Source organism: Pseudoalteromonas sp. GCY, from assembly GCF_016695175.1.
Taxonomy (GTDB): Bacteria; Pseudomonadota; Gammaproteobacteria; order Enterobacterales; family Alteromonadaceae; genus Pseudoalteromonas.
The window spans coordinates 2,265,875-2,291,232 of record NZ_CP068023.1 but is presented as its reverse complement, the minus strand read 5'-3'; the positions used below and the strand labels follow the sequence as shown (position 1 = coordinate 2,291,232).

At 44.1% G+C, this 25,358-nt stretch carries 15 protein-coding genes; 6 read left to right on the top strand and 9 right to left on the bottom strand.

Annotation, left to right across the window (positions count from 1 at the left end; all coding sequences use genetic code 11):
- Nucleotides 1–153: 153 nt before the first annotated feature.
- Entirely contained in the window at nt 154–1,458 is a 1,305-nt protein-coding gene (locus tag JJQ94_RS15385; protein WP_099029213.1) for a hemolysin family protein, read from the top strand.
- Here the strand turns inward: JJQ94_RS15385 and JJQ94_RS15380 are convergent.
- The 8 genes from JJQ94_RS15380 to dapE all read right to left on the bottom strand — a co-directional run bounded on the left by JJQ94_RS15380 (nt 1,453) and on the right by dapE (nt 19,280).
- On the bottom strand, nt 1,453–2,238 hold the full coding sequence (locus tag JJQ94_RS15380) for a thioesterase II family protein (protein ID WP_099029212.1): 786 nt from the start codon (nt 2,236–2,238) through the stop codon (nt 1,453–1,455). The two genes, JJQ94_RS15385 and JJQ94_RS15380, sit on opposite strands and share 6 nt — an antisense overlap.
- A gap of 2 nt (nt 2,239–2,240) precedes the next feature.
- Complete coding sequence (locus JJQ94_RS15375) at nt 2,241–3,620, bottom strand: MATE family efflux transporter (RefSeq protein ID WP_172439896.1); 1,380 nt, start codon at nt 3,618–3,620, stop codon at nt 2,241–2,243.
- Nucleotides 3,621–3,624: 4 nt separating this feature from the next.
- Entirely contained in the window at nt 3,625–4,605 is a 981-nt protein-coding gene (locus tag JJQ94_RS15370) for a sterol desaturase family protein (RefSeq protein ID WP_236596490.1), read from the bottom strand.
- Nucleotides 4,583–6,247 carry a phytoene desaturase family protein gene (locus JJQ94_RS15365; protein ID WP_099029209.1) on the bottom strand — a complete coding sequence of 555 codons (1,665 nt, stop codon included), beginning with the start codon at nt 6,245–6,247 and terminating at the stop codon, nt 4,583–4,585. Before JJQ94_RS15365 ends, JJQ94_RS15370 begins: the two co-directional genes overlap by 23 nt.
- Before the next feature lie 79 nt (nt 6,248–6,326).
- The gene (gene fldB / locus JJQ94_RS15360) at nt 6,327–6,863 is read right to left on the bottom strand and encodes a flavodoxin FldB (protein ID WP_099029208.1); all 537 of its coding nucleotides are present in this window, start codon (nt 6,861–6,863) and stop codon (nt 6,327–6,329) included.
- A gap of 24 nt (nt 6,864–6,887) precedes the next feature.
- On the bottom strand, nt 6,888–8,543 hold the full coding sequence (locus tag JJQ94_RS15355; RefSeq protein WP_099029207.1) for a phytoene desaturase family protein: 1,656 nt from the start codon (nt 8,541–8,543) through the stop codon (nt 6,888–6,890).
- A 56-nt stretch (nt 8,544–8,599) separates the two neighbouring features.
- Nucleotides 8,600–17,941 (bottom strand): hybrid non-ribosomal peptide synthetase/type I polyketide synthase, encoded by a 9,342-nt coding sequence (locus JJQ94_RS15350; protein WP_099029206.1) that lies wholly within the window; start codon nt 17,939–17,941, stop codon nt 8,600–8,602.
- A 34-nt stretch (nt 17,942–17,975) separates the two neighbouring features.
- A complete protein-coding gene (dapE, locus tag JJQ94_RS15345; protein WP_099029205.1) occupies nt 17,976–19,280 on the bottom strand; it encodes a succinyl-diaminopimelate desuccinylase in 1,305 nt (434 codons plus the stop codon).
- 727 nt (nt 19,281–20,007) lie between these two features.
- Between dapE and JJQ94_RS15340 the strand changes: the two genes are divergently transcribed.
- Nucleotides 20,008–20,322 (top strand): hypothetical protein, encoded by a 315-nt coding sequence (locus tag JJQ94_RS15340; RefSeq protein WP_010604891.1) that lies wholly within the window; start codon nt 20,008–20,010, stop codon nt 20,320–20,322.
- Between the two features lie 83 nt (nt 20,323–20,405).
- Here JJQ94_RS15340 and JJQ94_RS15335 read toward each other — a convergent pair whose 3' ends face one another.
- Nucleotides 20,406–21,332: a DMT family transporter gene (locus JJQ94_RS15335; RefSeq protein WP_099029204.1), complete on the bottom strand. Its 927-nt coding sequence runs from the start codon at nt 21,330–21,332 to the stop codon at nt 20,406–20,408.
- Between the two features lie 114 nt (nt 21,333–21,446).
- On the opposite strand from JJQ94_RS15335, the gene JJQ94_RS15330 reads away from it, so the two are divergent.
- The 4 genes from JJQ94_RS15330 (at nt 21,447) to JJQ94_RS15315 (ending at nt 25,188) form a co-directional block, all read left to right on the top strand.
- Nucleotides 21,447–21,926 (top strand): Lrp/AsnC family transcriptional regulator, encoded by a 480-nt coding sequence (locus JJQ94_RS15330; protein ID WP_099029203.1) that lies wholly within the window; start codon nt 21,447–21,449, stop codon nt 21,924–21,926.
- A gap of 158 nt (nt 21,927–22,084) precedes the next feature.
- On the top strand, nt 22,085–23,284 hold the full coding sequence (locus JJQ94_RS15325; protein ID WP_099029202.1) for a lipoprotein-releasing ABC transporter permease subunit: 1,200 nt from the start codon (nt 22,085–22,087) through the stop codon (nt 23,282–23,284).
- The gene (lolD, locus tag JJQ94_RS15320; protein WP_045990679.1) at nt 23,277–23,966 is read left to right on the top strand and encodes a lipoprotein-releasing ABC transporter ATP-binding protein LolD; all 690 of its coding nucleotides are present in this window, start codon (nt 23,277–23,279) and stop codon (nt 23,964–23,966) included. Before JJQ94_RS15325 ends, lolD begins: the two co-directional genes overlap by 8 nt.
- Nucleotides 23,959–25,188: a lipoprotein-releasing ABC transporter permease subunit gene (locus tag JJQ94_RS15315; protein ID WP_099029201.1), complete on the top strand. Its 1,230-nt coding sequence runs from the start codon at nt 23,959–23,961 to the stop codon at nt 25,186–25,188. The genes lolD and JJQ94_RS15315 overlap by 8 nt, the downstream gene beginning before the upstream one ends.
- The last annotated feature ends 170 nt before the right edge of the window (nt 25,189–25,358 follow it).

Sequence of the window (25,358 nt, the reverse complement as noted above, 5' to 3'; positions counted from 1 at the left end):
TTGACGCACTTTTTTATTAATAGCGAATAGTAAAGATAATCGGTACGTGATCAGCACCGAAAATTTAATTATTTGACGCGAATTACATTGCTAAAGTCATAAAATAGGCGTATACATCGCGTCGAATTCTCGCTTTCTTTCTTAGGTGTATCTGTGGACTTTTTTTGGGTGTTGTTACTCATTAGCTTGAGTGCAGTTTTCGCGCTGTGTGAAATATCATTGGCAGCGGCACGCAAAGTTAAATTACAAACTTTATTTGATCTTGGTGACATAAGAGCCAAGAAAGTATTGTATTTGCAAGCCAATGCGCATCAGTTTTTTGCTGCGGTACAGGTGGTACTCAATGCTTTGGCAATTGTCGCGGGTATGATAGGCGAGTCGGTTTTTACCCCTTATGTATTGCAACTACTAAACTGGGTTGCAAGTTTTATGTTTGCTGATGTTACGGCTCATGCCTCGATGTTATTGCAAATATCCACAGTGGTGTCGTTTTTACTGATCACATCGTTATTTGTATTGTTTGCTGATTTATTGCCAAAACGAATAGCCATGGTCATCCCTGAAACTATCGCGATGCGATTTATCCATCTTATGCTTGCCAGTGTTTGGATTTTTAAGCCTATTATTTGGCTATTTAACGTATTTGCCGATTGGATCATTCAGTTATTCAATTTACCAAATGAACGCGATGAACAAGTAACGCGTGATGATATTTATGCGGTGGTTGACCAAAGTGCTGAGCAGGGTGAGCTGTGCGAGCACGAGTACAATATCATTGGCAATGTGCTCGACCTTAACCAGACCAATATTACCCAAGCGATGATCAATCGCGATGCAATTGTGTGGTTAGACATTCAAGAATCAGAAGAAAATCTGAGCGCGTTAATTCAAGCGCACAGTTTTCAGCAGTATTTGCTTTGTGACGGCTCGCTAGACAAAGTCATTGCCGCGCCTGAAGCCAAACAGCTGCTTAGCAATATTTTAGCGAAAAAGCCGTTACTGGATGGTCAACATCAAGAACTCCATAAGCCGGTAATTTTACTTGATACCCTAAGCCTCTCCGATGCGCTAGATGGGCTTAAAAGTCATGAAGGCAACTGTGCGGTGGTGATTAATGAATTCTCAACTGTGGTTGGGATGGTAACGTTATCTAGTATCTTGAATTTAATTGCACTGAAAGACGACCAAGCAATAGAAGCCCAATTTAGGCAAAAAGATAATACCCGGTGGTTAGTGCAAGGCGATATGTCGATTAAGGACTTTCAAGCTTCGGTGATTGAGTACGAATTTGAACCGATTGAAGCCATAGAAACCTTAGCCGGTTTTGTGATCCATAGATTAAAGCATTTTCCCGTCGAAGGAGAGTCTTTAGAAGTCGAAGGCTTTAAGTTTAAAGTGATGGAAATTCAAGGGTTGGCCATTAAACAAATTGAAGTAACCAAAGAGCCCCAATTATAAGGGGCTCTGTGTTTCCAACACCGCGTTGATTTCTTTTAGCACCAAAGCCGAGGAGTCCAGCATAAAAAAGTGCCGACCGGGTATTGCTTTAGGCGTTATACCTTGTTTAAAGCAACTTTCCCAATGTTGCATATCCGTCCCTGTTGCTGCTTTATCCCTAGTACCATACAACACGGTTGCAGGCACGTCGAGTTTACAAGCCGAGTCGTATTGATAGGTCTCTCCCAGCTTAAAGTCTGCTTTTAACGTTGGTAGCATCAGTTGTTGCAGTTCGATATCGTTGAGTAAAGCGGGGGGTAATCCGCCCATTAAATTTACCGCCGCAATGAACTTCTGATCGTCAAGAGTATGGTAGGGCGATTTTCTTATCGCATATTGTGGTGCCTTCCTTGCTGCAATAAAAAGGTGTTTAACGATATTACAGCCGCTATGTTGAAGTGCTAAGGCAAGCTCATACGCAATATAAGTCCCATTGCTATGACCGTAAAAAACGGTGGGTAATGGCGTTGCCTCGCCAAAAAGAGGTGCTATTTCTCTGACCAAGGTATGAATGTTATCAATTGCAGCTTCATGACTCCGATCCTTTCGCCCAGGTGCTTGGAGTGCATATAAAGCGACATCTTCTGGCAGTTTTCCTGCCCAATTTTGGTAAACAGATGCATCTGCGCCAGCAAAAGGAAAGCAAAAGAGTTGTTTGCGAATAGTGCTTGGCTTATTTAATAACACTAGCCACTTTGAATCTATGCTATCTCTACATGTTTGTAATGCGACTTGGCTCATTATTAACTCAATAGGTTCTTTTTGGTTGCAGTGAAAGTGGCTGGCAGCTTGTAGGTCGCGCGTAGCGAGAAAGAAACAAACGTAAGGCTCACGATGGCTTGAACGATCACGCTTAATACCGTGAGGTACCACAGTTCAGTAATCGTAAGCTGCTGTTGTTTTACTAACCAGATGACTGGCAGTACAAAGGTAAATAGTCTCGTGGTGTTACTGTAAAGTGGTGGCCACGTATTACCTGAGGCTTGAAACAATCCCGAGCAGGTGAAAATAACCCCCGTTGCGATAAAGCTCCAAGCGACGATATCTAGAAAGTAACGGGTGTGTCCGATGACTTTTGGGTTTTCTGAAAATGGCATGGCGAATTGAGCGCCTAAGTGGATTGCGAGTAAGGAGGTTACCAACATCAAGCTACAAGTCGCTAACAGCGACCAATAGAATGCCTGCCTAAATCGTTTGAAGTTCCCTGCGCCGTAATTTTGCCCTGCTATTGCAGGCAGTGAAAATGCGACGGCCATCACGGGCAAAAACAGAGCTTGGATCACTTTCGAGCCAATTCCAAACCCGGCTTGTACATCGGTGCCAAAGTCTTTTAATACCCAAAATGTTGTCGACATATAAACAAACATCAGAATCAGTTCAGCACCTGCTGGGAACCCCACTGAAAATAGCCGTTTTATGGTGTGGGGATGAAACGTTAGAAACAACTGGCTATCTAGCACTAAATAACGCTTGTCGTGATTGAGATATAACCAAAGTGAAAGCACGGCTATCACAACAGAAATCGAGCTTGCCAGCCCCGCACCTGCAATGCCCATTTCTATACCAAATAGCCATCCCGAGATCAGGATTGGCGACAGAATAATATTAATGATAAGAGATCCGATTTGCGCGGCCATCATTGGTTTTACTACACCGGTTCCTCTCAGTGCAGCACCGATTGTAGTCATAACGAACTGTAGTACTAAACAAGGTAAAAACCAGTACGAATAGGTTAGCGCAGCCTCTGAGGTTGCTGGATCTTCGCTCGTGATTTGAAGGTAAGATTCGATGCCATAGATACCAGTTAGTAATAACATTGTACCAAGAGCCACGGAAGCGAATAATGCTTGGTTAAATACAAGATTGGCGCTGGACTGATCCTTTTCTCCTACCGCATGCGCAATTAATGTGGCGGTTCCGACATTCAAAATCTGACTGACGGCGAAGATCAAAAACATAATATTGCCAATTAAACTGAGCGCTGCGACTGGAGCACTGCCCAAGTCTGAAACAAAATAGAGATCGGTAAGCACATAAAGTGTTTGAACAAACATCCCAATCGACATAGGTAGGGCCATAGCCATTAGATGCTTAGGTAAAGAACCTTGAGTTAAATCTTTCACGCAGTTACCTTTTTCTAATATCCATTGTTGAGGGAGTGGAACGAGGCTCGTTGTCATATTCTTGGAATAGCTGAGTTGCTCTGGTATATCTAGGTCTATTTCCATGTTTACTAATGAACCACCGAAATGGGTGAAGAATTCCTTTGGCAACCTCAAAGGCACTTGGAAATAAATGCGGCTTAGTAACCCCAACTTGAATTGGACTACGATCCGGACGGTAAAAAAAACTCCCGAATAATTGGTCCCAAAGACTCAAATCAGAACCAAAGTTTCCCGCCTCTTTCAATTCGATACTATGATGGAAGCGATGGAGTTCTGGTGTTGCCACGATGTAGTTTAGCCATCCCATACGAATGTTTACATTGGCATGAATGAAATATCCGTGCAGTGCAGTAAATTGACCGGCAATGAACATTCCTTCGGCTGAAAAACCAAGCAATAGAAACGTGGTTTGTATGACTAGCGCACTCAACAATACTTCCAGAAAGTGAACGACAGAGTTATTACTTACCGTAACTTTGTTAGGCCGGTGATGGATCCCATGAAAGCTCCAAAGAAGCAGATGCCGATGTTCTAACCTATGTAGCCAGTACCCAATAAACGAGCCGACTAAAATGGCAAGTAGGGTGTTTTGCGCCAAACTCATTGTATTTTCGAGGGGGGCGATATGGAGTGCAGCCACTCGTACTAGTGTCTCACTAACCGCCCCGTATACGATGACGAGAATAAAACACAGGCCATCTCTGCTCCATTCCCTTTTACTTGGGTGCCATCGCGTCTTAAATGGGATCACTCTTTCCATGATAATAAAATAGGCAATGATGATGAGCACACTAGTGAATGCCGCTAATCCAAGATCAATACCCTGTTGTAAGACAAAAATACTGTAACCAATAAGGGTCAAAACAATTAAGGGGTAGCAGGTAAATGGAAAAAGCCTGCGAAGTTGATTTTTGACTGAGCTAAGCATAATTGTCTGCCTCATTGGTGAGGTGCTGCTGCGTATTGTGCTGCTCTGGATAACAAACCCTAAATGGTTTTTTATCTTGCCGACAAAGGTATTGTGCAACATAACGGCCACTGGCCGTTGAGTGTGTTACGCCGCTAAATGTGCTCCATTGCCCCGCATAATAAAAGTTTTCTAGATTAGGGAAGGTGGGACCATGCTTGATTTGGTAATTCTCTAATTCTTCTGTCAGTGGCGCAAAAGGATGCCAAGCTAAAACAGTCCCATTGTGATTCTCGGTATAACGTTCGCTGGTTAATGGCGTTACGACATCTATAAACTCAACCTTGTCGCTAAGACCTTCAAAGTATTGGTCAAGGAACTCGACTATCGCATGACCCACTTTTTTCTTTGCTTGCTTATATTCGGATGAGCGGCGTTTACGTGTATATGGATTACGACTTTGACCTGAAGAGGTAGATTGCACGACGTTTTGCTCCATCGCTTGCCATGCGTCACTTTTTGATAAATAAGTGACGTATAGGACCGACTTGCCACTTGGCGCATGTTCTGGATACAGCGTATTACGGATTTGCACTCCGATCCCACTATGATAATTACCAACCAGTTGGTTCGAAATCGACTTGGGTAATATGTATGAAGTATAGGGGTCATGGTCGGAATAGTCTGCATCTACGGCAATAAATACCGCGACACAGCCCGGAAATACAACGCTGTTTGCATCTTCTTCTAACTTTGTAAGCAGTTTATCTAGCACAGGATGAGGGTAGCGATTTTGCAACATCTTACGAGTGAGTTTGTAGCTATCACAACTGGCGACAACATAATCAGCGTAATGAACAGAGCCATCGGCTAGTTGCACACCAACAGCGCGGTCATTGTCGGTGAGAATATGCTCGACTTTATTTTTATAGTGAATGCTCGCACCGAGTTCTTTTGCCCTATTTGCCAATCGCTTCGCAAGGCCTAATGAACCAATACTCGGCACGCCAGCATTTTGGTTTGCTGCACAGGCTAAATTAAAGACAAAGGGCATTAATCGTAACTCGCTATGGCGGTCGAAAATAATCCAGTTGAGCGCTTCAGCAAGCGTGGGATTTGAAAAACGCTTAGAAAAGTCTTCCATAGTGACAGCGAGCGTTTTCATAAAGGTGCGCATATAGGGTAGCAGCTGCCACATCATTTTGCTTTTTTCCCACCATGTCATCAAGCCGCCACTTTTAAGAAAAGGGAAATACGGCATACACTTGCGCAGCTTCTGGATATGTCCACAAAATTCAATGATTAGTTTTCTATCTTCAGGAAAGCGCTCAATCAGGGTGGACTCTAACTTGTCTGGATCCACATAAAAGCGGATCTTTTCGCCGTTAGCCGTGACGACCGAGTTAAATATCTCAGTGTTGTAAATAGGCACGTTTTCAAGGCAGCCTAGCTCATCCCAGATGGTTGCCATTTCATTGTTGGTTCCCGTGCCGTTTAACCAGCTGATACACCAATCGAAAGTGTATTCTTTTCGTTGCCATGAGGTACAGCACCCTCCCGGCGTTTCATGCAGTTCAAAGATGGTGCATTGATAGCCATTCATTTGACTATAGGCCGCGGTACCAAGACCAGACATGCCAGCACCAATAATAATCACAGACTTTTGTTGTTCGGACATAGTTTTGTTCTTTTAGTGATGCCCGACAAGCCATTTTAAATAACGGTTTGGCCCGTCGAGCGAAAACACAAAGTGCGTCTTAAGCTGTTTCGCAGGCAAGCTCTTGAAGCACGGCGGCAATCTCTTGGCACCAGTCGTCGATGCGCTGCTCGGTGAGCTCTGGCTGGTTATCGTCATCAAGCGACAAGCCTAGAAACTCGCTGCCGTCTTCACTTAGCCCTTTTGACTTAGTGAAGTGGTAACCTGAATTTGGCCAGTAACCAATTGCTGTGGCGCCTTGTTCGGTTAATTTATCGTGTAAGATCCCGATGCCGTCTTGAAACCACTCGTCATATCCAACCTGATCGCCCTGGCCGAAAATAGCCACGATTTTTCCGCTGAAATCCTGCTGTGTTAGGCTTTCCCAACGAGACTCCCAATCGTCCTGTAAACCACCGTATTCCCACGTTGAAATACCAAAAATCAAAAACTCATAGTTTTCGGTCAAGGTTAATTCGGTTTCTGCTATGTCAAAAAGGTCGACGGTAAATTGGTTTAGGTTTGCTTTTATTAATTCTGCTGCGGCTTCAGTGTTACCTGTTGTGCTGCCATAAAATAGGCCAATACGAGTACTCATAATATTTCCTTTTAATTCTATTGGTTAAGCAACATGCTGCTTTTGTTCTCTATAAGATTGAGGTTGATGTAATGGGTTTTCACCGATCCAAGCCTGAAACGGCTTGTCATCATCACGGCATACAAAGTGCAGAACATGTCTGCCTGTTGCTGCTGCACGGATCAATCCGCCCGTTGTCACCCAGTGACCAGCCATATAAAAGTTGCTAAGGCCAGGCAGTCCCGTTGTCCCGTTGGCGTTTATTTCATCTTCTAAACTTTCACCACTTTCCAAAAATGGTTGCCACGCCAATACCGTTCCTTTGCTGTTGCGGGTATAGCGAACTTGGGTCAAGGGGGTAGCAATGTCGATATATTCGATATGCTCCTTTAGCCCGTCAAAATGAGTGGAAAGCTTATCGATTAGAAATTCACCTAAGTTCTTTTTAGCGAGGCGGTATTGAACGCTACGCTTGACCCGGGTGTGATGGCGCTTAGTCGCGGTTGTTTCTTGAAAATTATTTAATTCGGCCCACGGCTCATAAGTCGAGAAGTAAGTGATATAAAGCACGGATTTACCCTCTGGTGCGATATGCGGGTAGTGTACATTGCGTACTTGCACGTTGATCCCAGGGTGCGTCATACCAGGGCAGTGGGCAAGGTCTTGTTGTTCTAACAAGTGGGTGCGGCAATGGGGCTGATGGGTGTAATCTTTGTTTACCCCCAAAAAAACCGAAACGTATCCTGGGAACATTTGGCCATCGGTCTCCCTTAATTCGTCGTATAGCTTGTCTAACACTGGGCTGGAGTACTGACCATCAAGCATGTTTTTTACTACATCCGTACCGTCACATGCTGAGATCACGATATCGGCATACATTTTTTGGCCATCGCTGAGCTCGACACCGATAGCTTTGTTGTCTTCGACCAAGATCTTGTGTACTCGAGTGTTGTATATGATGCCACCCCCCAACTTTTTATATCTTGCTGCCATTGATTGCGCGAGACCTAGCGAGCCACCTTCGGGCACACCTGCATTTTTTTTCGCCGCGCAGGCCAAATTAAAGTAGAAAGGTAGCAGTGGGAAACTGGGATGTTGCTCATAAAAGATAACGTTAAATGCCTTTTGCAGCAGCGGGTGTGAAAACTTAGCAGCAAAGTCCGACATCAATGTCGCCATAGATTTGCGGATTAAATTGAATTTTTTGATAAACGGCCACATCATCTTCAGCTTTTGCCAGCGTGACATAATGCCCACTGGCACCAGAAAAGGATAAGCGTCTATCATTTTGACGAATTCGCGAATGCCATCGCAAAATTGTTTGATGAGTTTCTTGTCAGCGGGAGAAATACTTAAGAGGTGGGCTTCGAGTTTATCTGGATCTGCGTAGAAATGTACTTCTCCTAATTCTTCATCAATAACTGAGTTGAAGATTTCAAAGTCTCTAATTTCTTTATCATCCAGCGCACCTAACTCTTGCCAGATTTGATTCATGCCGTTGCCTGAGCCACTACCCAGTAGCCAGCTAATACACCAATCAAAAATATAATCTCTACGTTCCCACGATGTGCAGCAGCCGCCGGGAATATCGTGCAGCTCTAAGATCACGCTTTTGTAGCCGTTCATTTGTGCATAGCTACCGGTTGAGAGTCCACCCATACCGGCACCTATGATGATCATAGATTGTCTTTGTGTGGTCATAATTCTGTCCTTAAAGTCGTTAGAAAGCCCCAAAGCGATGGCTTTGGGGCAAGCTGTTACTCCACGTTTGTTGCTATTACCGCCTGGCTTTGGGTATCCTGCAGAATACTTTGCATAATTGCGCCGTTGCCTGCCTGCATCATATCGGGCATCAACATTTCCTCATGTTTACCAACTCCCTGATAGGTAATGACTTCGGCGTCTGATGCTGCATCCCAACTGGTTAGACGAGCAGCTTCTGCATGTGCATTTTGCTCGACGATAAAGTGCAGTTTGGCGTGAACCTGACCTAGGTTTTTCACTTCATAACACCAATCGATATAGTCTCTCGCTTGTGCCAGTGTATGCTCGTGTACCGTATTTGAGCCGGTGTGGCGGGCGAAATGTGCTTTTAACTCTTGCTCAAAGTGCGCGAAGTCTTGCTCCCGCATTTTGATTGTTTCGGTGATCCTGAATGAGTCTAAGATCACCACATCCCCGACACGTTGACCTCGGCTTTCCAGTTCCTTCGCAATCTCAAAGGCTAAATTACCGCCAAGGGAGTATCCAAATAGGGTATAGGGGCCATGAGGTTGAATTTGCATAATTTGGTCGGCATAGTCGCTAACCTTAGTGTCACTTTCGAGGTAATTAAAAGAGATCACTTCAGTGTTGGGCAATGCGTCTGCAAATGCCTTGTAAACGATGCTGTAACCACCCGCTGGTGGTAGCGCAAATAAACGAGTAGATTGGCCTGCATTGAAGATAAGATAAGGGGACGCGCCTGTTTCTTTGCCTGTTACTACATCTTCAATTGCACTGGCCATGCCATGTAAGGTTGTAAATCTAAATAGCTGATTAACTTCCATTTTGATGCTGAAGGCTGACTGGATCCTGACCATTAGCTCAATCAAATATAAAGAGTTACCGCCGAGGGCAAAAAAGTCATCATGAAGACTAATGGATTTTTGCCCTAGCATATTGGACCAAATCTCAGCGAGCTGCTGTTCAAATAAGGTGGCAGGAGCTACGAATGTTCTTACCAACTCGGCGAGCTCAACCTCTGGCAATGCCGCTGCATCGATTTTACCGTTGTTCAGTAATGGAAATTGACCAATGGCAACCAGCTTGCTAGGTACCATATAGCTTGGTAGCTGGTTTTCTAACTGTTCGAGGACAAACTCAGTACCAATCGCAAGCTCAGATTCAAAGTAGGCAATTAATTGGGTTTGCCCATGTACTTCTATTCCTTTTACATAGCTTCGCTTAATTCCTGGGATCTGGTTGATGCTGGACTCAATTTCTCCTAGCTCAACGCGGTGACCTCGTATTTTTACTTGGTTGTCGATACGTTGCAGAATATGTAGGTTGCCGTGTTTGTCCCACTTACCTAAATCACCCGTTTTATACACCCGTATGGTGCTATTTTCTGACACAGGAAGTTGAATAAATTGACAGGCATTTTTCTCTGGATTATTGAGATAGCCAAGACTTACGCCTTGCCCTGCAATTGCAATTTCGCCGACTGCGTTACTGGATACTAATTGGTTTTGCTTATCGAGCAAGATAAGTTGCGTTGCATTGAAAGGCTTGCCAATTGGCACCGTTGCGCTGGTTTCTAAGTACTGCTCTGATTCCTCAAAGAAGCTACTGTCTATGGTTGCTTCAGATGTGCCGTAGGAGCTAAATAGTCGTGCATCTTCTTGTAACAATCCTTTGAGTGCGCGGTACTCAGCGATTTGCCATTGCTCAGAGCCAACAATCACTCTACGTAAGCTGGTAAAACCAACCTGACTTTGCTTTGCGAATAAGATGAGATTACGAACCACAGAGGGTACAAACTCAACCGTATCAATCTGCTGTGTCTCAATGAGATCATACAATACCGGCATGTTCAGCATCATATTTTTAGGACACAACACTAAGTGCTTCGCATTGTAAAATGCGCGCGCAAGATCGCCACAAAACACATCAAAGGTTGGGCTAGCCAATTGTAAATGATGAGAAGTAGGTGCTAAATCAAATTGGGCTAACCAGTCCACAGCGATCGTAGCCCAGTTTTGATGGCTAACCTGGACAGCTTTTGGCGTACCTGTAGAGCCAGAAGTAAAGACAATATACGCGATGTCATTTGGCTGATAATTTAACGCCAAATTGTGCTCGCTGATTTCATCTCGTTGGCTTTGGAAGCTTTCCCAAAGTAGTGTAGGGTGATCTGATGTTAGCGCTTCTTCGCAAAGTAGTAACGCGCAGCGACTTTGCTCAAGCAACAGCTGCTTGCGTTCATTGGGTTGCTGCGGGTCAATTACCACAAAATGATGACCTGCTTTTAACGTAGCGATACAAGCAACAACTAACGCGATAGATTTTTCAAAATGTAAGGCAATCGTTTGACTAGGTTGATTATCTAGCTGCGAATTGATTAGTCGCGCTAACTGGTTTGCCAGATTGTTGAGTTCACGATAGCTTAAAGTAGCAGCCAGTTCTCCAGCATTTGTTTCACAGGCAATGCTAAGGGCAGGAAGCTCAGGGCTATGTTGCACCGCACTTTCTATTTGGCTGACCAAAGTCGGTAATGCAGGTGCGTTTTGTTGACTTTCAGCAAATGTCGCCAAGGCATCTATTGCGTCTGGACTTGTTAAGGCAAGCTCCGAAAGTGGCCGATTTGGACTATCAACGACCATTCGCGCCAGTGCGATATAGTCCCGAGCCAGCTGCGCTATCGTTTCGGTTTCGAATAGATCGGTATTATATTTTAATGTGCCTTTGAACACGCCATTTTCTTCATAGGTCGAAAGCGTAATGTCAAATTGACCTTCTTCTTCAGGCAGTTCCATGAATTGCATAGGAAAGCCCTTATAGTACGCGACATTATTTTCATCCATATGTGATTGCTCAACGCGGTGATTGAGCATCACAAACATGACCTGAAATACCGTAGAGCGGCTGGCATCATGTTCAATACCAAGCTTATCCACTAACAGCGCAAACGGATATTCTTGGTGATCTAGTGCGTTGAGGGTAATGTCTTTAACCTGCGCTAAAAGCGAAGTAAAGTGCGTTTCAGGATCAAACCTTGCGCATAGCGGTAGGGGATTCACAAAGTAACCGTAGACGTTTGAAAACTCTGGATTTGTACGACCGGCCACGGGGCTGCCTATAATGATTTCATCCTGCTGAGTATATTTATGCATGACTGCGTAATAGATGCTAAGCAACGCCATAAACATGGTGGAACCTTGTGCCTTTGCCAGGGCATTTAACGACGACGTAAGGGCTTTATCCAACTCAAAATGATATGAATCACCAACGTTGGTGAGTACCGCAGGTCTAGGTTTGTCGGTTGCAAGGTCTAATACGGGGATCTCAGCAGGTAAGTGATTCTGCCAAAACTTATAGTTTGCCGCGCCGCGTGGAGAGTGAACAAAGCGTGTTTCCCAATCAACAAATCTTTCATAGCTTGACGTTATCTCGCTGAGTGCTAACGGTTCACTTTTTGCGAAATGCGCATACAGTGACTGCATTTCATCGATAAACATGTAATTTGACCATGCATCTGAGATGATGTGATAAATCGTCACTGCAAAGTAGTAGCTTTGATCATTTTGCTTGTATAAATACAGTCTAAACAGCGGATCGTGTTCAAGGTCGAAAGGCTGTTCATTGTCTGCAATCATCATTGGTTGAATATCTTCCCAAGACTTGCCATGTACATCAATGACTTGCAGTGCATCCTCGCGATGAGTCCAGACTCTTTGATAGGGTTCGCCATCTCTAAAGAAGAAGTTTGTTCTTAACATTGGGTGGCGAGCTACTACAGCACTAAGGGCTTTTTTAAGCGCGTCGATATTAAGTGCACTAGGAATGTGCATCGCGCCGCCGATATTGTAGGAAGCGCTAGTTGGGTTGAGTTGATTGATAAACCAAATCGCTTTTTGTCCATAGGAAAGTGGGAACTCAGCTTCCACATTGGCATCAGATACGATGATAGAATTAACCTTGGTTTCGGAAACCGGCTGAACCTGTGATGTTTCTGTGGTTATGACTTCAAAGCCAAGCGACTCCACGAGTTTGTCATTAAGCTCGATACTTAATTCGTTGATAGATGCGCCACTTAGAAGACGCACAATCGTTAGGGTTTCGCCAAAATGGGTGGTGATCTTATTTCTCAGCTCTGTCGCCATAATAGAGTCAATACCGAGATTACCGAGCGATAGATCTAATTCCACTTGCTCTCGTTTACAGCGTAATACTTGGCTGACAGCATTAGCGAGATGATCGGCAACAAGCGGTAATCGAAGCGCGCTGTCTGTTTGCTGGTATAAAGGAGCAAATTCTTGCTCTTGGTGGCTTTGCTTATCGTTTTCTTGGGTAGCCAAGTGACTAAATAAACTCGGCTTTCCTGCATACCAATTGGTTACTTTGGACCAATCGGCGTCACACACTAAGAGTTGAGGTTGCTCTTGGTCTAGAATACGTTCAAGCACGGCCATCCCCGCACTTGGTGAAATGCAGTTCATACCCCTTTGGTTCTTGTAATGTTCGGCAAGACCCAGCTCTTCAATCATACCAATAGCCCAAGGGCCCCAGTTGATGCTTAGCGCCGGAAGACCTTGATTGCGACGGTAGTGGGCGAGGGCATCTAAGAAAGCATTGCCAGAAGCATAGTTTGTTTGCCCTGCGGTAGTGACTTGAGCCGCGACAGAAGAGAAGAGCACAAAATGTTCAAGGTCAACTTTACTGAGTGCTTTGTGAAGCATCAACGCACCAATCGCTTTGGTGTCAAACACACCGTCAAATGCTCTGGTATCCATATTGCCAAGTAAGGTGTCATTCACGATACCAGCACAGAAAAATAATCCGTTGATCGGTGCTTGTGCACTTAGATGATAAGACTCAAGGGCCGCGTTAAGTTCACGCTCTCGAGTTAAGTCTGTCTGCCATAACGAGACATTAACGCCCTGACTCTCAAGGTGTTGAATAAACCGAACGCGATCATAGTTACGGTCGCTTGGGGTAAGCTCTGACCAACTCTTACGCTCAGGTAATTGACTCCTACCAAGCAAAATGAGGTTTCGTGCACCTCTATCGACGAGTAGCTGACAAACTAACTGTCCGATTGAACCAAATGCACCCGTGATCAACTGTGCTTTATGGCTTTGTACGCGAGTCGGGAAGGCGGGTTGGAGTGACGTTACCAGCTCTAAACGAGCAACATAAGCTTGATTTTCCCTAAAGGCCACTTCCCCTTCTTGGCGGTCACTTAATAATCTGGCTGTGATATGTTCGGCATCATTTTGACCATCAATATCGATGAGGCCACCCCAATTATCAACCAGTTCTTGCTGTGCGAGCACTCGGCTAAATCCAGTTAACGAAGCGGACATCACCGCGGTAAGTTGCTCGCTATTAACGAGGCTAGCGTTGCGTGTTACCACGTAAAGCGGGAATTTACAGTCTTGTTCTATTATGGTTTTGGCCAGGTTCAACAATGAATGCAGCGACTGACGTTTTTCTTTTTGCAGCTGAGCAAGAGTTAGTGATTCTATCGCGCTGTTATCTAAACTAAAGCAATGCACAACGCCACGAATTTCTTGTTTGCCCAAAGTCTCGATAAGTTGTGACAGGTGATCCCGTGAATCGGGAACCAGCCATGCATGGCATTGGTCTCTGTCGATATCAAAGTATTCTCCAGGCTTAACGATACAGCTAGAGTGGCCAAGCTTTGCTAAACGGTCGGCTACCTGTTCAGCTGTTCCTGACTGATCTGCGAGGAGCAGCCAACGCCCCGACGTGTCGGTTTCTTGTATTTCCCGCTCGGGCTCTGCAAGCCAATTAACCTGATAAAGCCAGCTATCTATGGTTCTGGTGGTGATCCCACTTGCTGCGGAGTCAACGCTTTGTGCAATAAAGTTTTTAATAACACCAAAGACTTGACCAGACTCATCACACAGGTATAAATCGCCGACCATTTTTTCGTCGTCACGATGGGTGATTTGGGTATAACACCAAAAATCAGTATTGTTCTGCTCGCTAAGCAGGATCTGCTCTAGCATCACAGGTAAGCGGATAGAAAATTGCTGCGCATTAGCACCTGCAAGTTCCGTAAATACTAACGTTTGGAAGCACGCATCTAATAGACTGGGGTGTAGGGTAAATTGTGCCGTTCGCTCAAGTTGAGTAGGCCAAGAAATCTTGGCAAGCACGCCGTTGTCTGTTGCCCAGATCTGTTCAATGGCGCTAAAACATGGGCCATATTCGTAACCAAACTCTTTTAGATGTGCATAAAACTCATCATGCTGCTGCGCGCTGGTGGCGGTACTACGAATAGCATTGAGATCAATAGGCTCAGCAAGGTTGGCACTTTGTACTCGGCGGATTGTCCCTTGAACATGGCGGGTCAATTTGCCATCTTCAAGACTCACCACTTTAAAGTTCGGTTCATCATGGTGCAAAATGAATTGCACATTGGGAGCGTGTTCATTATTCAAAAATAACGCTTTATCGATGACAAAGTGGTCGAGTGCGTAGCTACCATTGCCCCAAGTCTCTTTGGCTGCAGCATACGCCATTTCAATAAAGCCAGCAGCAGGGAAAAGGGTATTCCCTTGGATTTGGTGACAACGTAAAAAACTATCGCGATTTGTGTCGGTTACCGCGTTCCAAACATGTTCAGCTTCACTGCGTTTACGGCCCAAGAATGCATGGTTACTTTGCCCTAAACGGACTTGATTAAAGTACTCGGGCTCGGTCCAAAAGCGTTCTTGCAAGAACGGGTAAGTTGGCAAGGTAGTGAACTTACCTCGACCATTTATGGCTGACCAATTTAATTCAAAGCCTAAACCAAACAGTTGAGCTACAGCGTGGTAATAGGTGTGTTGTTCGTCGGATTTACGGCGCATACTCGAGACGACAACGCTTGAGCAACTTTGTTCTTCTGCGGTTTCGGCAATAGATGCGCCAAGCACAGGGTGTGGACCCAGTTCCAAAAATGCTTGATAACCTTGTTGTAATATTGCGCGGATGGCATCAACAAAGCGCACAGCTTGACGGACGTTGAGCCACCAATAGTTAGCATCAAGTTCAGGCCCCTCAGCAAGTGTTCCTGTTACCGTTGAATACAATGGAGTATGTGCGGTGTTAGCTTGAATACCAGCTAAACACTCGAGCAATTCGGCCTTAATCGGTTCCATAAACTGGCTGTGATAGGGCACTTCAACGCGGAGAAACTTGCAAAACACACCAGCTTCGTTCAGTTGTGCTTCAATACGATGTAATGCATTTTCTTCACCTGCGAGGGTGACAGAGTTTGGACTGTTTATCGCTGCGATTTCAACTTGGTCGTTGAGATAAGGCGTGACATCACTGTCAGAGAGTCCTACCGCCATCATTTTACCTGTGTTGCGGCATTGATGCTGTAAGCGACTACGATGGACTACGATGGTGCAAGCATCTTTTAATGAGTAGACCCCGGCTTCATAAAATGCCGCTGCTTCACCGGTACTGTGGCCAACAATGACATCAGGCGAAATGCCGTGTTGACGCCACATTGCTGCAAGTGCGACTTGCACGGCAAAGTTTGCCGTTTGAGCAAGCCAAGTATATTGCATGTTTGACGCTGATTCATCGGCAAGCATTTCATCGACCAATGACCAATCTGTAAGCGCTGACATATGGCTATCACACTCATCGATCATTGCTTTAAAAGTTGGCTCTGATTGATATAGCTCACGGCCCATTGCCCACCATTGCGGCCCCATGCCAGTGAAAACCCACACGAGTTTTTGCTCATCTTTTTTCAGCGTGCGCAATGTACTGGCCGCCGCAAATTCAGCATCATGACTTAATGTTTGCAGTTGTTGTTGCAGATCTTCTGCATTTTTGAAACAAATTGCATGACGATATTGGTGATGTTCACGGCGCTCACCCAGTGTGTAGATAATATCACTGAGTAATGCATCGCTGTCTTGCAAAAATTCATTATGCGCTTTGGCAAAGCGATGGATCCCGTGTTGATCTCTTGCACTCAATGGATAAAGTTTTAAGCCATTCTCATTTGCTGGAGGTATTGATGGCACTTCTGGCGCAACATATTCTTGAATAACAGCGTGGGAATTGGTTCCACCGAAACCAAAGGAGTTTACCCCCGCAACGGCTAAACCTTCATGCTTAGGCCATTGGGTAAGTTTAGTGGGGATCTCATATGGTGCGTTGACGTAATCAATCTTAGGATTAATTGATTTTAAGTGTAAATGCGGTGGGATCTGTTTGTTTTGAATGGCTTTGACTGCTTTGAACAAACCAGCCATGCCTGCGGCTGCCTCGGTATGGCCAATATTGGTTTTTACTGAGCCAATGTAGCATTTATCGTCTTGATCACGGTTGATCCCAAGGAGTGTTCCAACTGACTTTGCTTCAATTGGGTCGCCAACAGGCGTACCCGTACCGTGCATTTCTATGTACTGCACTTTACCAGGGGCAATATTCGCTTTAGCATAGGTTTCTTTCATCAAGCGCAATTGGGCATCCCCATTTGGTACCGTGATCCCTTGTGTTTTACCGTCTTGGTTTACACCGGTGGCTAAGATCACCGCATGAATTGGGTCGCCATCCTTAATCGCATCATCTAAGCGCTTGAGTACTACAACGCCAGCGCCTTCAGCACGGACATAGCCGTTTGCGGAGTCGTCAAAAGCATGAGAAAAACCAGTCGGAGATAAGAAGCCGCCTTTAGACTCGGATACTGTATATTGTGGTGCCAAATGTAATAGCACACCACCTGCGAGCGCCATATTACTTGCCCCGATCTGTAGACTTTTACAGGCCATATCTAACGCGACAATGGAGGAGCTACAAGCAGTATCGATGGACATGCTGGGGCCATTAAAGTCAAAAGTATGGGAGATGCGATTAGAAAGCATCGTCATCATGACACCCGTCGCAGTGTGGGCATCTATGTTGTCAAAATCTGGGTTAGTGAATTGCATGATTTTATAATCAAGTGTAAACCCACCTATAAAAACACCGACCGATTCTCCTGCGAGTTCAGATGGCTTTTGCCCACCATCTTCCAACGCTTCCCAGGTTACCTCCAGCAATTTACGTTGTTGAGGATCCATAAACTCGGCTTCACGAGGGGTGATCCCAAAAAATGCTGGATCAAACTTATCGATACCATCGATATAGCCACCCCATTTTGAGCTCAATTTGCCTTTATTCGCCTTTACAGACGAATAATGAGTATCGGTATTCCATCTAGATTCTGGGGTTTCTATGATGCAATCGACACCATGTTTAATATTTTCCCAAAACAATTCAGGACTATTCGCGTGACCTGGGAAACGACAACCCATGCCAATAATTGCTATCGGTAGCGTGTCGTTTACGGGGCGAACAGAGCGTTCATTTTCGATTGCCATAATGCATTCCTTGAAGTTATCTATTTTCTATTAATTAGCGAAGTTGCAGCAGTTCATCTTGAGCGGTTGAGTGAACATGAAGCGTAGGGTAGAGCAGGCGTTTATAGATGCCGTAGTAAAGCTGTTGAAGCTGGATTAAGTCGGATGTTTTTGTGTGTTCATTTACTTGATGAATGGTTTTGTTCACCAGTCCGAGTTCTAGTACTGAGGTTGATATTTCAGCAATAAAGCGGCCATCCGACGTTCCCCCTGCGGTCGATAGTTTTGGTGTGAAATGACATTGACTGTTGATTTCATCGCAGACGATAGCGAGGGATGGAGAAGGGATCTCATCATTATTTAAGCAGTAATAGGGTTGGCAGGGGTTGCTGGTCGTTAATGCATAATTAAGCGTATGTTCTTCGATGGTCTCTCTTACCAGCTCGACCAATTCATATTCGTCGTATGCGGGTGTATAACGGATATTAAAATTTAGCTGACATTGGCTTGGAATGATGTTGTCAACAAAATCTCCTGAATTTACATGGGTGAATTGCAGCGTGGTTGAGTCAAAGTTATCACAGTGCTTAGGCCAATCCTTCGACAATAGTGCTTGCATAATATTTTGTGCTAGATGGATGGCATTGGTCGCTTTTTGGGGGTAAGCCACATGTCCACTCTTACCATGTAAATTGACGGTAAAAGACAAAGCACCACGACGACCGACTTTAAGTGTGTCTGCTACATGCGCTTCTGAGCTTGGCTCTCCAACCAAGGTGAAATCAAATGCAATGCGTTGTTGTTTTAAAAAATGAGCGATCCGCTTGGTCCCGTGTTCCGCTTCGCCTTCCTCGTCGCTGGTGAGTAGCAACCAAAGCTCTTTTTCCGGTACTCCAAAATCTGTCACTAAAGCCTCAATTGCACAGAAAAATGCGGCAATAGCGCCTTTCATATCAGCAATACCTCTGGCGAAGAGACAGCCATTGTGTTCTGTCAGCTTAAAAGGGTTAAACTGCCAATCTTGTGTACTTCCGGCTGGTACAACATCTGTGTGACCAAGAAAAGCAAACCTAGCATCGCTGTTGTTACCTATGCTTGCAACTAAGTTACTCACATCACGAACAGGCAAGTGCTTGATTGAAAAACCCAAAGTCCGCAGCTCTTGTGCTAACCACAGTTGACACCCAACATCATCCGGCGTGACTGATTTAAATGCGACTAACTGCCGTGCAATGTCAACAACGCGGTGGCTGGCATGTTTATCCTCATCAATACCTTGAAGCTCATCATGAAGAGCTTCGATATCCTCTAGTGCTTCAGAGACAAGTTCAAAGCAAGTGCTTGAAGAAAAGTCATTCATCTCAAAAAACCTTAATGCAGAAGTATGATAAATAGGCAATTAAAATTTTTTGTACATATTTTAATTACACTGCGTTCACAAGTTGCGTATTCAAACATTGAAATTATTGAGATGCTAATGATTTTATTTTGACTAAATTAACCCTGGTAATTTCATTGTTGTTTTTTATGAAGTAATAATTTTTGTTATTTTTAATACTGTTTGGCTTGTTTTAATATTTGAGTTTTATTGAATTAAGCTTGGTGTAAATGCTCTATATGTCGTTATTCTGAATGTCTAAAAAATAATTTCTCTTAGTAATCATGGTTGGTTTTTTATTGCTTTGGTTATGTTTTGTGTTATTCGAAATTAAGAAAAGGTACGGTATTTAGTTTAATGAAATTGTGAACTTTTAAGTTGCTTGGGCTTGTTGCATAAAATGGGCTATTTAGATAATTGGAATTTATCTTCCTTATTTCATTTGGTTTGTTTGTTTTTTATTTTTATAAAAATTTATTCTAAATGGTGAGAGAGCTAAAAGGTGTTGTTTTACGTAAGTAGGCAAGATTTTTTGCAGTTAGGCTTTAAGGTGTAAATTGTTTTTATAAATTTAATGAATTTATTCTTGAGTTGTCATACTTAATGAATAAAATAGCGAACGCTATAGAGCTTTTATTCAATATTTTGATTGCTGTTACGGCTTTTTGCTGTTTTTCTATAGCGCTGATTTTTTAATTAAGGATGAAAAATGAAAAAATTAATCACCGCACTCGTTGCATTCACCGCATTGTCTGTATCTGCTCAAGAAGTAGAAGAAGCGAAAGCACTCGTTACTCAACAAAACATTAAAATCGTTGCCATTGGCCAAAGCGGCTGGGATCCAATTTGGAGAGAGCCTACCTGTAGCATCCAAAAAACGGATGAGGATGCGGTCGGTAACGCTTACATGATCAGCCATTACGACATGTGTTTATGCCAAAACAGTAAAAAAGCGAGCTATCTAATTGAAGATACGCAAAGCAACCCTAAGCAAGCTGCGGTTATTTGTTACTTAGAGCAGTAAGCTAGTCAACAGCAGCAGAGCAAAGTGCTTGCACTTTACTCTGCTTTTATCACTGTGTTTTCTTGAAGTTCAAATTAGCTAAATTAACAGACTTTTTGCTTCGGTGTGCTAAATAACTTACCTAATTTCCAATCGAACTTTACAGCGCTGACGGCCATTAAGATTAAAACAATCCCAAGCGTTTGTAGCATCGAAATCGTGTGTTCGAATGCAATAAAATCTACAAACAGCGCCACGACCGGATAAATAAAAGAAAGAATAGCAATTAATGTGGTGCTTAGGCGTTGAAACGCGTCATACATGATCACATACATAAACCCTGTGTTGACGACGCCTAAAAATAAGATATTACCCCAGCTCGATGAAGTCTCTGGGAAGTGTGCAAAGTCAACCCAAGGCAACAAAAATAAACCGCCAAAAAAGATTTGGATCACAGCAACCACACCGGATGGCACTTGGCTTACCTTTTTCGTCATCAGCGTTGTAATGGTATACAGAAATGCTGCTCCGAGCGCCAGTAGCAGACCAAAAACGGCTTGATTACTCTCTTGTGCAAAAATCACCGCGACTATTTCTTGATACGGGATCCCAACAACCAACCATAACCCCACCACGGCGATGGCCAACCATAAAAGGATTGCTTTACTTGGATACTGACGATAAAGCACCGCGCTTAATAATACCAACATCAAAGGTTGTAGATGATATGCGATGATTGAAATTGAAAAAGGAATATAGTCAAACGAGGCGAATAACAGCACCCAGTTTCCGACCAGCGCAATACCGCCGAGCAAGATGGTCATAAACACGGGACCTCTAAACACCTCTTTTGTCAGTTGCTTTGTTACGAGCACGTATCCAAGAAGGCACAACGCGCCAATAACACAACGTAAAAATACCACATTCCAATAGGATTGTTCTGCACTGACGACAAAGTATCCTATGGTGCCAGATAGCACCATAGCTATTATCATCTCTATTGAACCTTTCTCTTTATCTGAGCCAAACATTGTTCACACCTTGTCATATTCAATTCTATACTTGCATATTACTTGGGGTTTGCCGTATTACTAATAGAAAATAAAAGGCTAATTTTTCTAATTTCCTAAAAATGAAAGGCAAAAATGCGAAAACTAATTAATAATGAAAAATGGTCGCTTGACGCGATAGATAGCAAGCTTATAGCGCTGTTAGAAAACAACAGCCGAGTGTCTATTGCTGAAATGGCCCGGGTTGTGAATATGTCTTCACCGAGTGTGAATGAGCGCTTGAAACGTATGGAAGAGTATGGGGTAATTCGTAAATACAGTATTGAATTAGACCCAGAAAGCTTTGATTACCCACTGACAGCGATTGTGCGGATTCGTCAGCATCCAGGTAAACTAAAACAACTTGAAGCGATGATCCAAAACATTCCTGAAGTGATTGAATGTGACAAAGTGACGGGAGAGGATTGTTTTTATGTGAGGCTGTGTTTTGAGAGTATGCCTAAGCTAGACGAAATTCTGGATAAAGTCTCCACGCTGGGTGATACCCACACATCGGTGGTGAAATCAACAATAGTCAAACGTAGAAACGTGCCATATCAGATCCACAAAAGGTAATCGCAAAGTATGGCGAGCAGTAAAGTTTTGACGGGATCAGCAATGCGCAGCTAAACGTCAACAAATTTATAGTTTGTCACACTTTTTATAGCAATCCTGCCATCAATCTGGTTTTGAGTATGTTAGTATCCGTGCAGCAGTTTTTTACGAGATAGATTATGTTTCAACCAGTTAGCCTCTTTGTTGGGTTAAGATATAGCCGTGCTGCGAAAGGCAATGCATTTATATCGTTTATCTCATTTTTCTCAATTGCGGGTATCGCCCTTGGCTTGATGAGTTTGATCACCGTCAGCTCAGTGATGAATGGCTTTGAGCAAACCTTAAAAGCCGCCATGCTTGATTTGATCCCGCATGTACAAATTAAGGAAAATGAGCAACTTGATCAAAATAAATTACAAGCCATTGAAAATCATCCGTTGGTTAAGCAAGTTTCACCATATGTTGCAAGTGACGTAATTCTACAAACCAATCAAGATTTGGTGGGTGTGCAACTTCAAGGACTATTTCAAGGGTATGAAACAGCGTTAGATGATGCAGTGCGTGCCGGCAGTTTAACTCGATTGTACGAGCAAAAATACCAAGTGGCTCTGAGTCGCTATTTAGCCAATAAACTTGGCGTAAGTGTTGGTCAACAACTCCGCGTGATCATGCCTGAATTCACCACATACACACCGCTTGGCCGCACGCCGACGCAGCGCTTATTCACCGTTGCTGCGATATATGATGGTCAAAGCGAAGCTGACACTTATTTGGCATTTGCCGATGGGAAAAGTTTGCAGCGGTTAATGCGCAAGAAGCCAGAGCAATACGACCTTAACATTCATTTATATGATGCTTTTAGCCTGCCAGATTTTTATCAGCAAGCGGACAGCTTGTTGCAGGGGCTCGAGACACAGGATTGGCAAACTCAGCAAGGCACATTGTTTGCGGCGGTTGCTATGGAAAAGCGCATTATGTCGCTACTACTAGGTCTTATTGTGATAGTGGCTGTATTTAATATCATTTCAGCGCTATCTATGATGGTGAGTGAAAAGCAAGGGGAAGTGGCTATTTTGCAAACGCTTGGCTTTACACCACAAATGATAGCAAAAGTGTTTATGGCGCAAGGGATGTATAACGGCGTTTTTGGCACACTAATAGGTGTTGCTGGCGGTTTACTGCTTTCGAATAACATTAATGAGGTGCTCCACCTCGCAGGCCTTCAGTTGCTTGGTGGCGCTGAACTTCCGGTCAAAATAGAACTAACAGATTTAACGATTATGGCAGTGGGCAGCATATTGCTAAGCTTTTTAGCAACCTTGTATCCAGCTAAACGCGCGTCGAGTGTGCTGCCAGCAGAGGTATTAAGATATGAGTGATTTAGTCATTGACTGCCAAGACTTGGTCAAAAGCTACCAAGATGGTAAAGCCGAAGTAACGGTATTAAAAGGCGTTGATTTATCTGTAACCCAAGGTGAGATGCTTGCGATTGTGGGTAGCTCAGGTTCCGGTAAAAGTACTTTACTGCATATTCTCGGTACCTTGGATAAAGCGTCTACGGGCAGTGTAAAAATCAAAGGTGTGGAAGTTGGCAAGCTGTCGCGTAAAAAGCAGGCGGAATTTAGAAATAAGCACTTGGGTTTTATCTATCAGTTTCATCATTTGTTGATGGAGTTTAGCGCGGTTGAAAACGTGGCGATGCCGTTATTAATTGCCGGTAATAAAGCAAAACAAGCCCGCGAAAAAGCATTACTCATGCTCGATAAAGTGGGCTTGAGTCACCGTGCTGATCATAAGCCTTCAGAGCTTTCTGGGGGGGAAAGACAGCGTGTTGCGATAGCAAGAGCGTTAGTAACAGAACCTGATTTGGTGCTAGCTGATGAACCAACCGGCAATCTTGATAAGCATAATGCCCTGCGAATTTATGACTTGCTGGCTGAACTCAATCAGCAGCTAAAAACCAGCTTTGTTGTTGTAACACACGACTTAGAGTTGGCAGATAAGCTTGGTCGTGCAGTGCAACTGGACGATGGCAAAGTAGGTGTGTATCAGCATGCTTAGTTATTTTTTAAGCAAACGCTTTAGAGAGTCTAAACGTCAGCTTGGCTTTATTGGTTTTTTAACCCGTGCTTCTACGCTTGGGGTAATGCTGGGTATGGCAGTATTGATAGTCGCACTTTCTGTGATTAATGGTTTTGAAGAACAATTAGAGCAGCGCCTGTTGTCGGTGGTACCGCAAGTGAGTTATCAAGCACCTTACGACCCTATTCAAGCGTGGCAGCAAAAAGTAGGGATCTTGGAGAGTCAGCGTGGCGTCGTAAGCGCGACGGCTGAAATTAACTTAACAGCCATGCTGCAATACAAAGGCACCTTAAAAGCGGCGCAGTTAAAAGGGATTGCACCGAATAGGCATCATACGGTGTCGAGCATAGGTGATTTTATAAAAGGCTCGGAATTAAAAACACTAAAACCGGGTGAAGTGATCATCGGTAAAGGGATAGCTGACAAGCTTGGCGTCGTGGCCGGCGATAATATCCAACTCTTGGTTGCTAACAAACATTCGGATAATCCACTCGCTGCGCCAAAGCGATTAACGGCGACGGTGGTGGGGCTTATCGATATGGGTGGGCCACTTGACCAAACATTAGCCTTAGTGCCACTTAACGCACTGCAAGAAGCGATGGATTTTAGAGAAGACCAAGTAACGGACTTGCGTGCCAAGGTGAGTGATGTGTTTCAGGCACAACAAATTGCGACGTCAGCGGGTAGGGCATTACCCGATTTAGTGTACGTATCGTCTTGGTTTCGAACGCAAGGCGGGCTGTATCAAGATATTCAGATGGTGCGCACTATCGTCTATCTCGTGGTATTTCTGATCATCGCTGTAGCGAGCTTTAATATTGTCTCTTCTATGGTGATGGAAGTAAAAGAAAAGCGGGCGGATATCGCCATTTTGAAAACCATGGGTGCACAGGACAGTACGATTTTTTCGACTTTTGCGCTACAAGGTGTGACGTATGCAGGGATAGGTGCATTGCTAGGCACTGGGATCGGCATTTTTATTGCTATTAATATTCCCGATATTTTTAAAGCCTGGATCAATATGAGTGATAGCAATCCGCTTGAAGGCGTCTACTTTATTGAATACTTACCGAGCAAAATTATTTGGACAGATATTTATATCAGTTTAGTGACGACGTTTGTTATGGCAGTCGTCGCAAGCTTATATCCCGCTTGGCAAGCCACCAAAACGGATCCTGCCAAAGTACTGGGAAATGGGTAACATTTAGAGCCGTAGGTCGGCCTTTAGGCCGACATCTATGGGCCAACACCTATGGGCCGAAACGCACATTCGTCATGGCATGGCCTTATCTCATTTGCCATGACACACGCACTGTAGGTCGGCCTTTAGGCCGACATCCAATGGGCCGACACCTCTAGGCCGAAAACCCG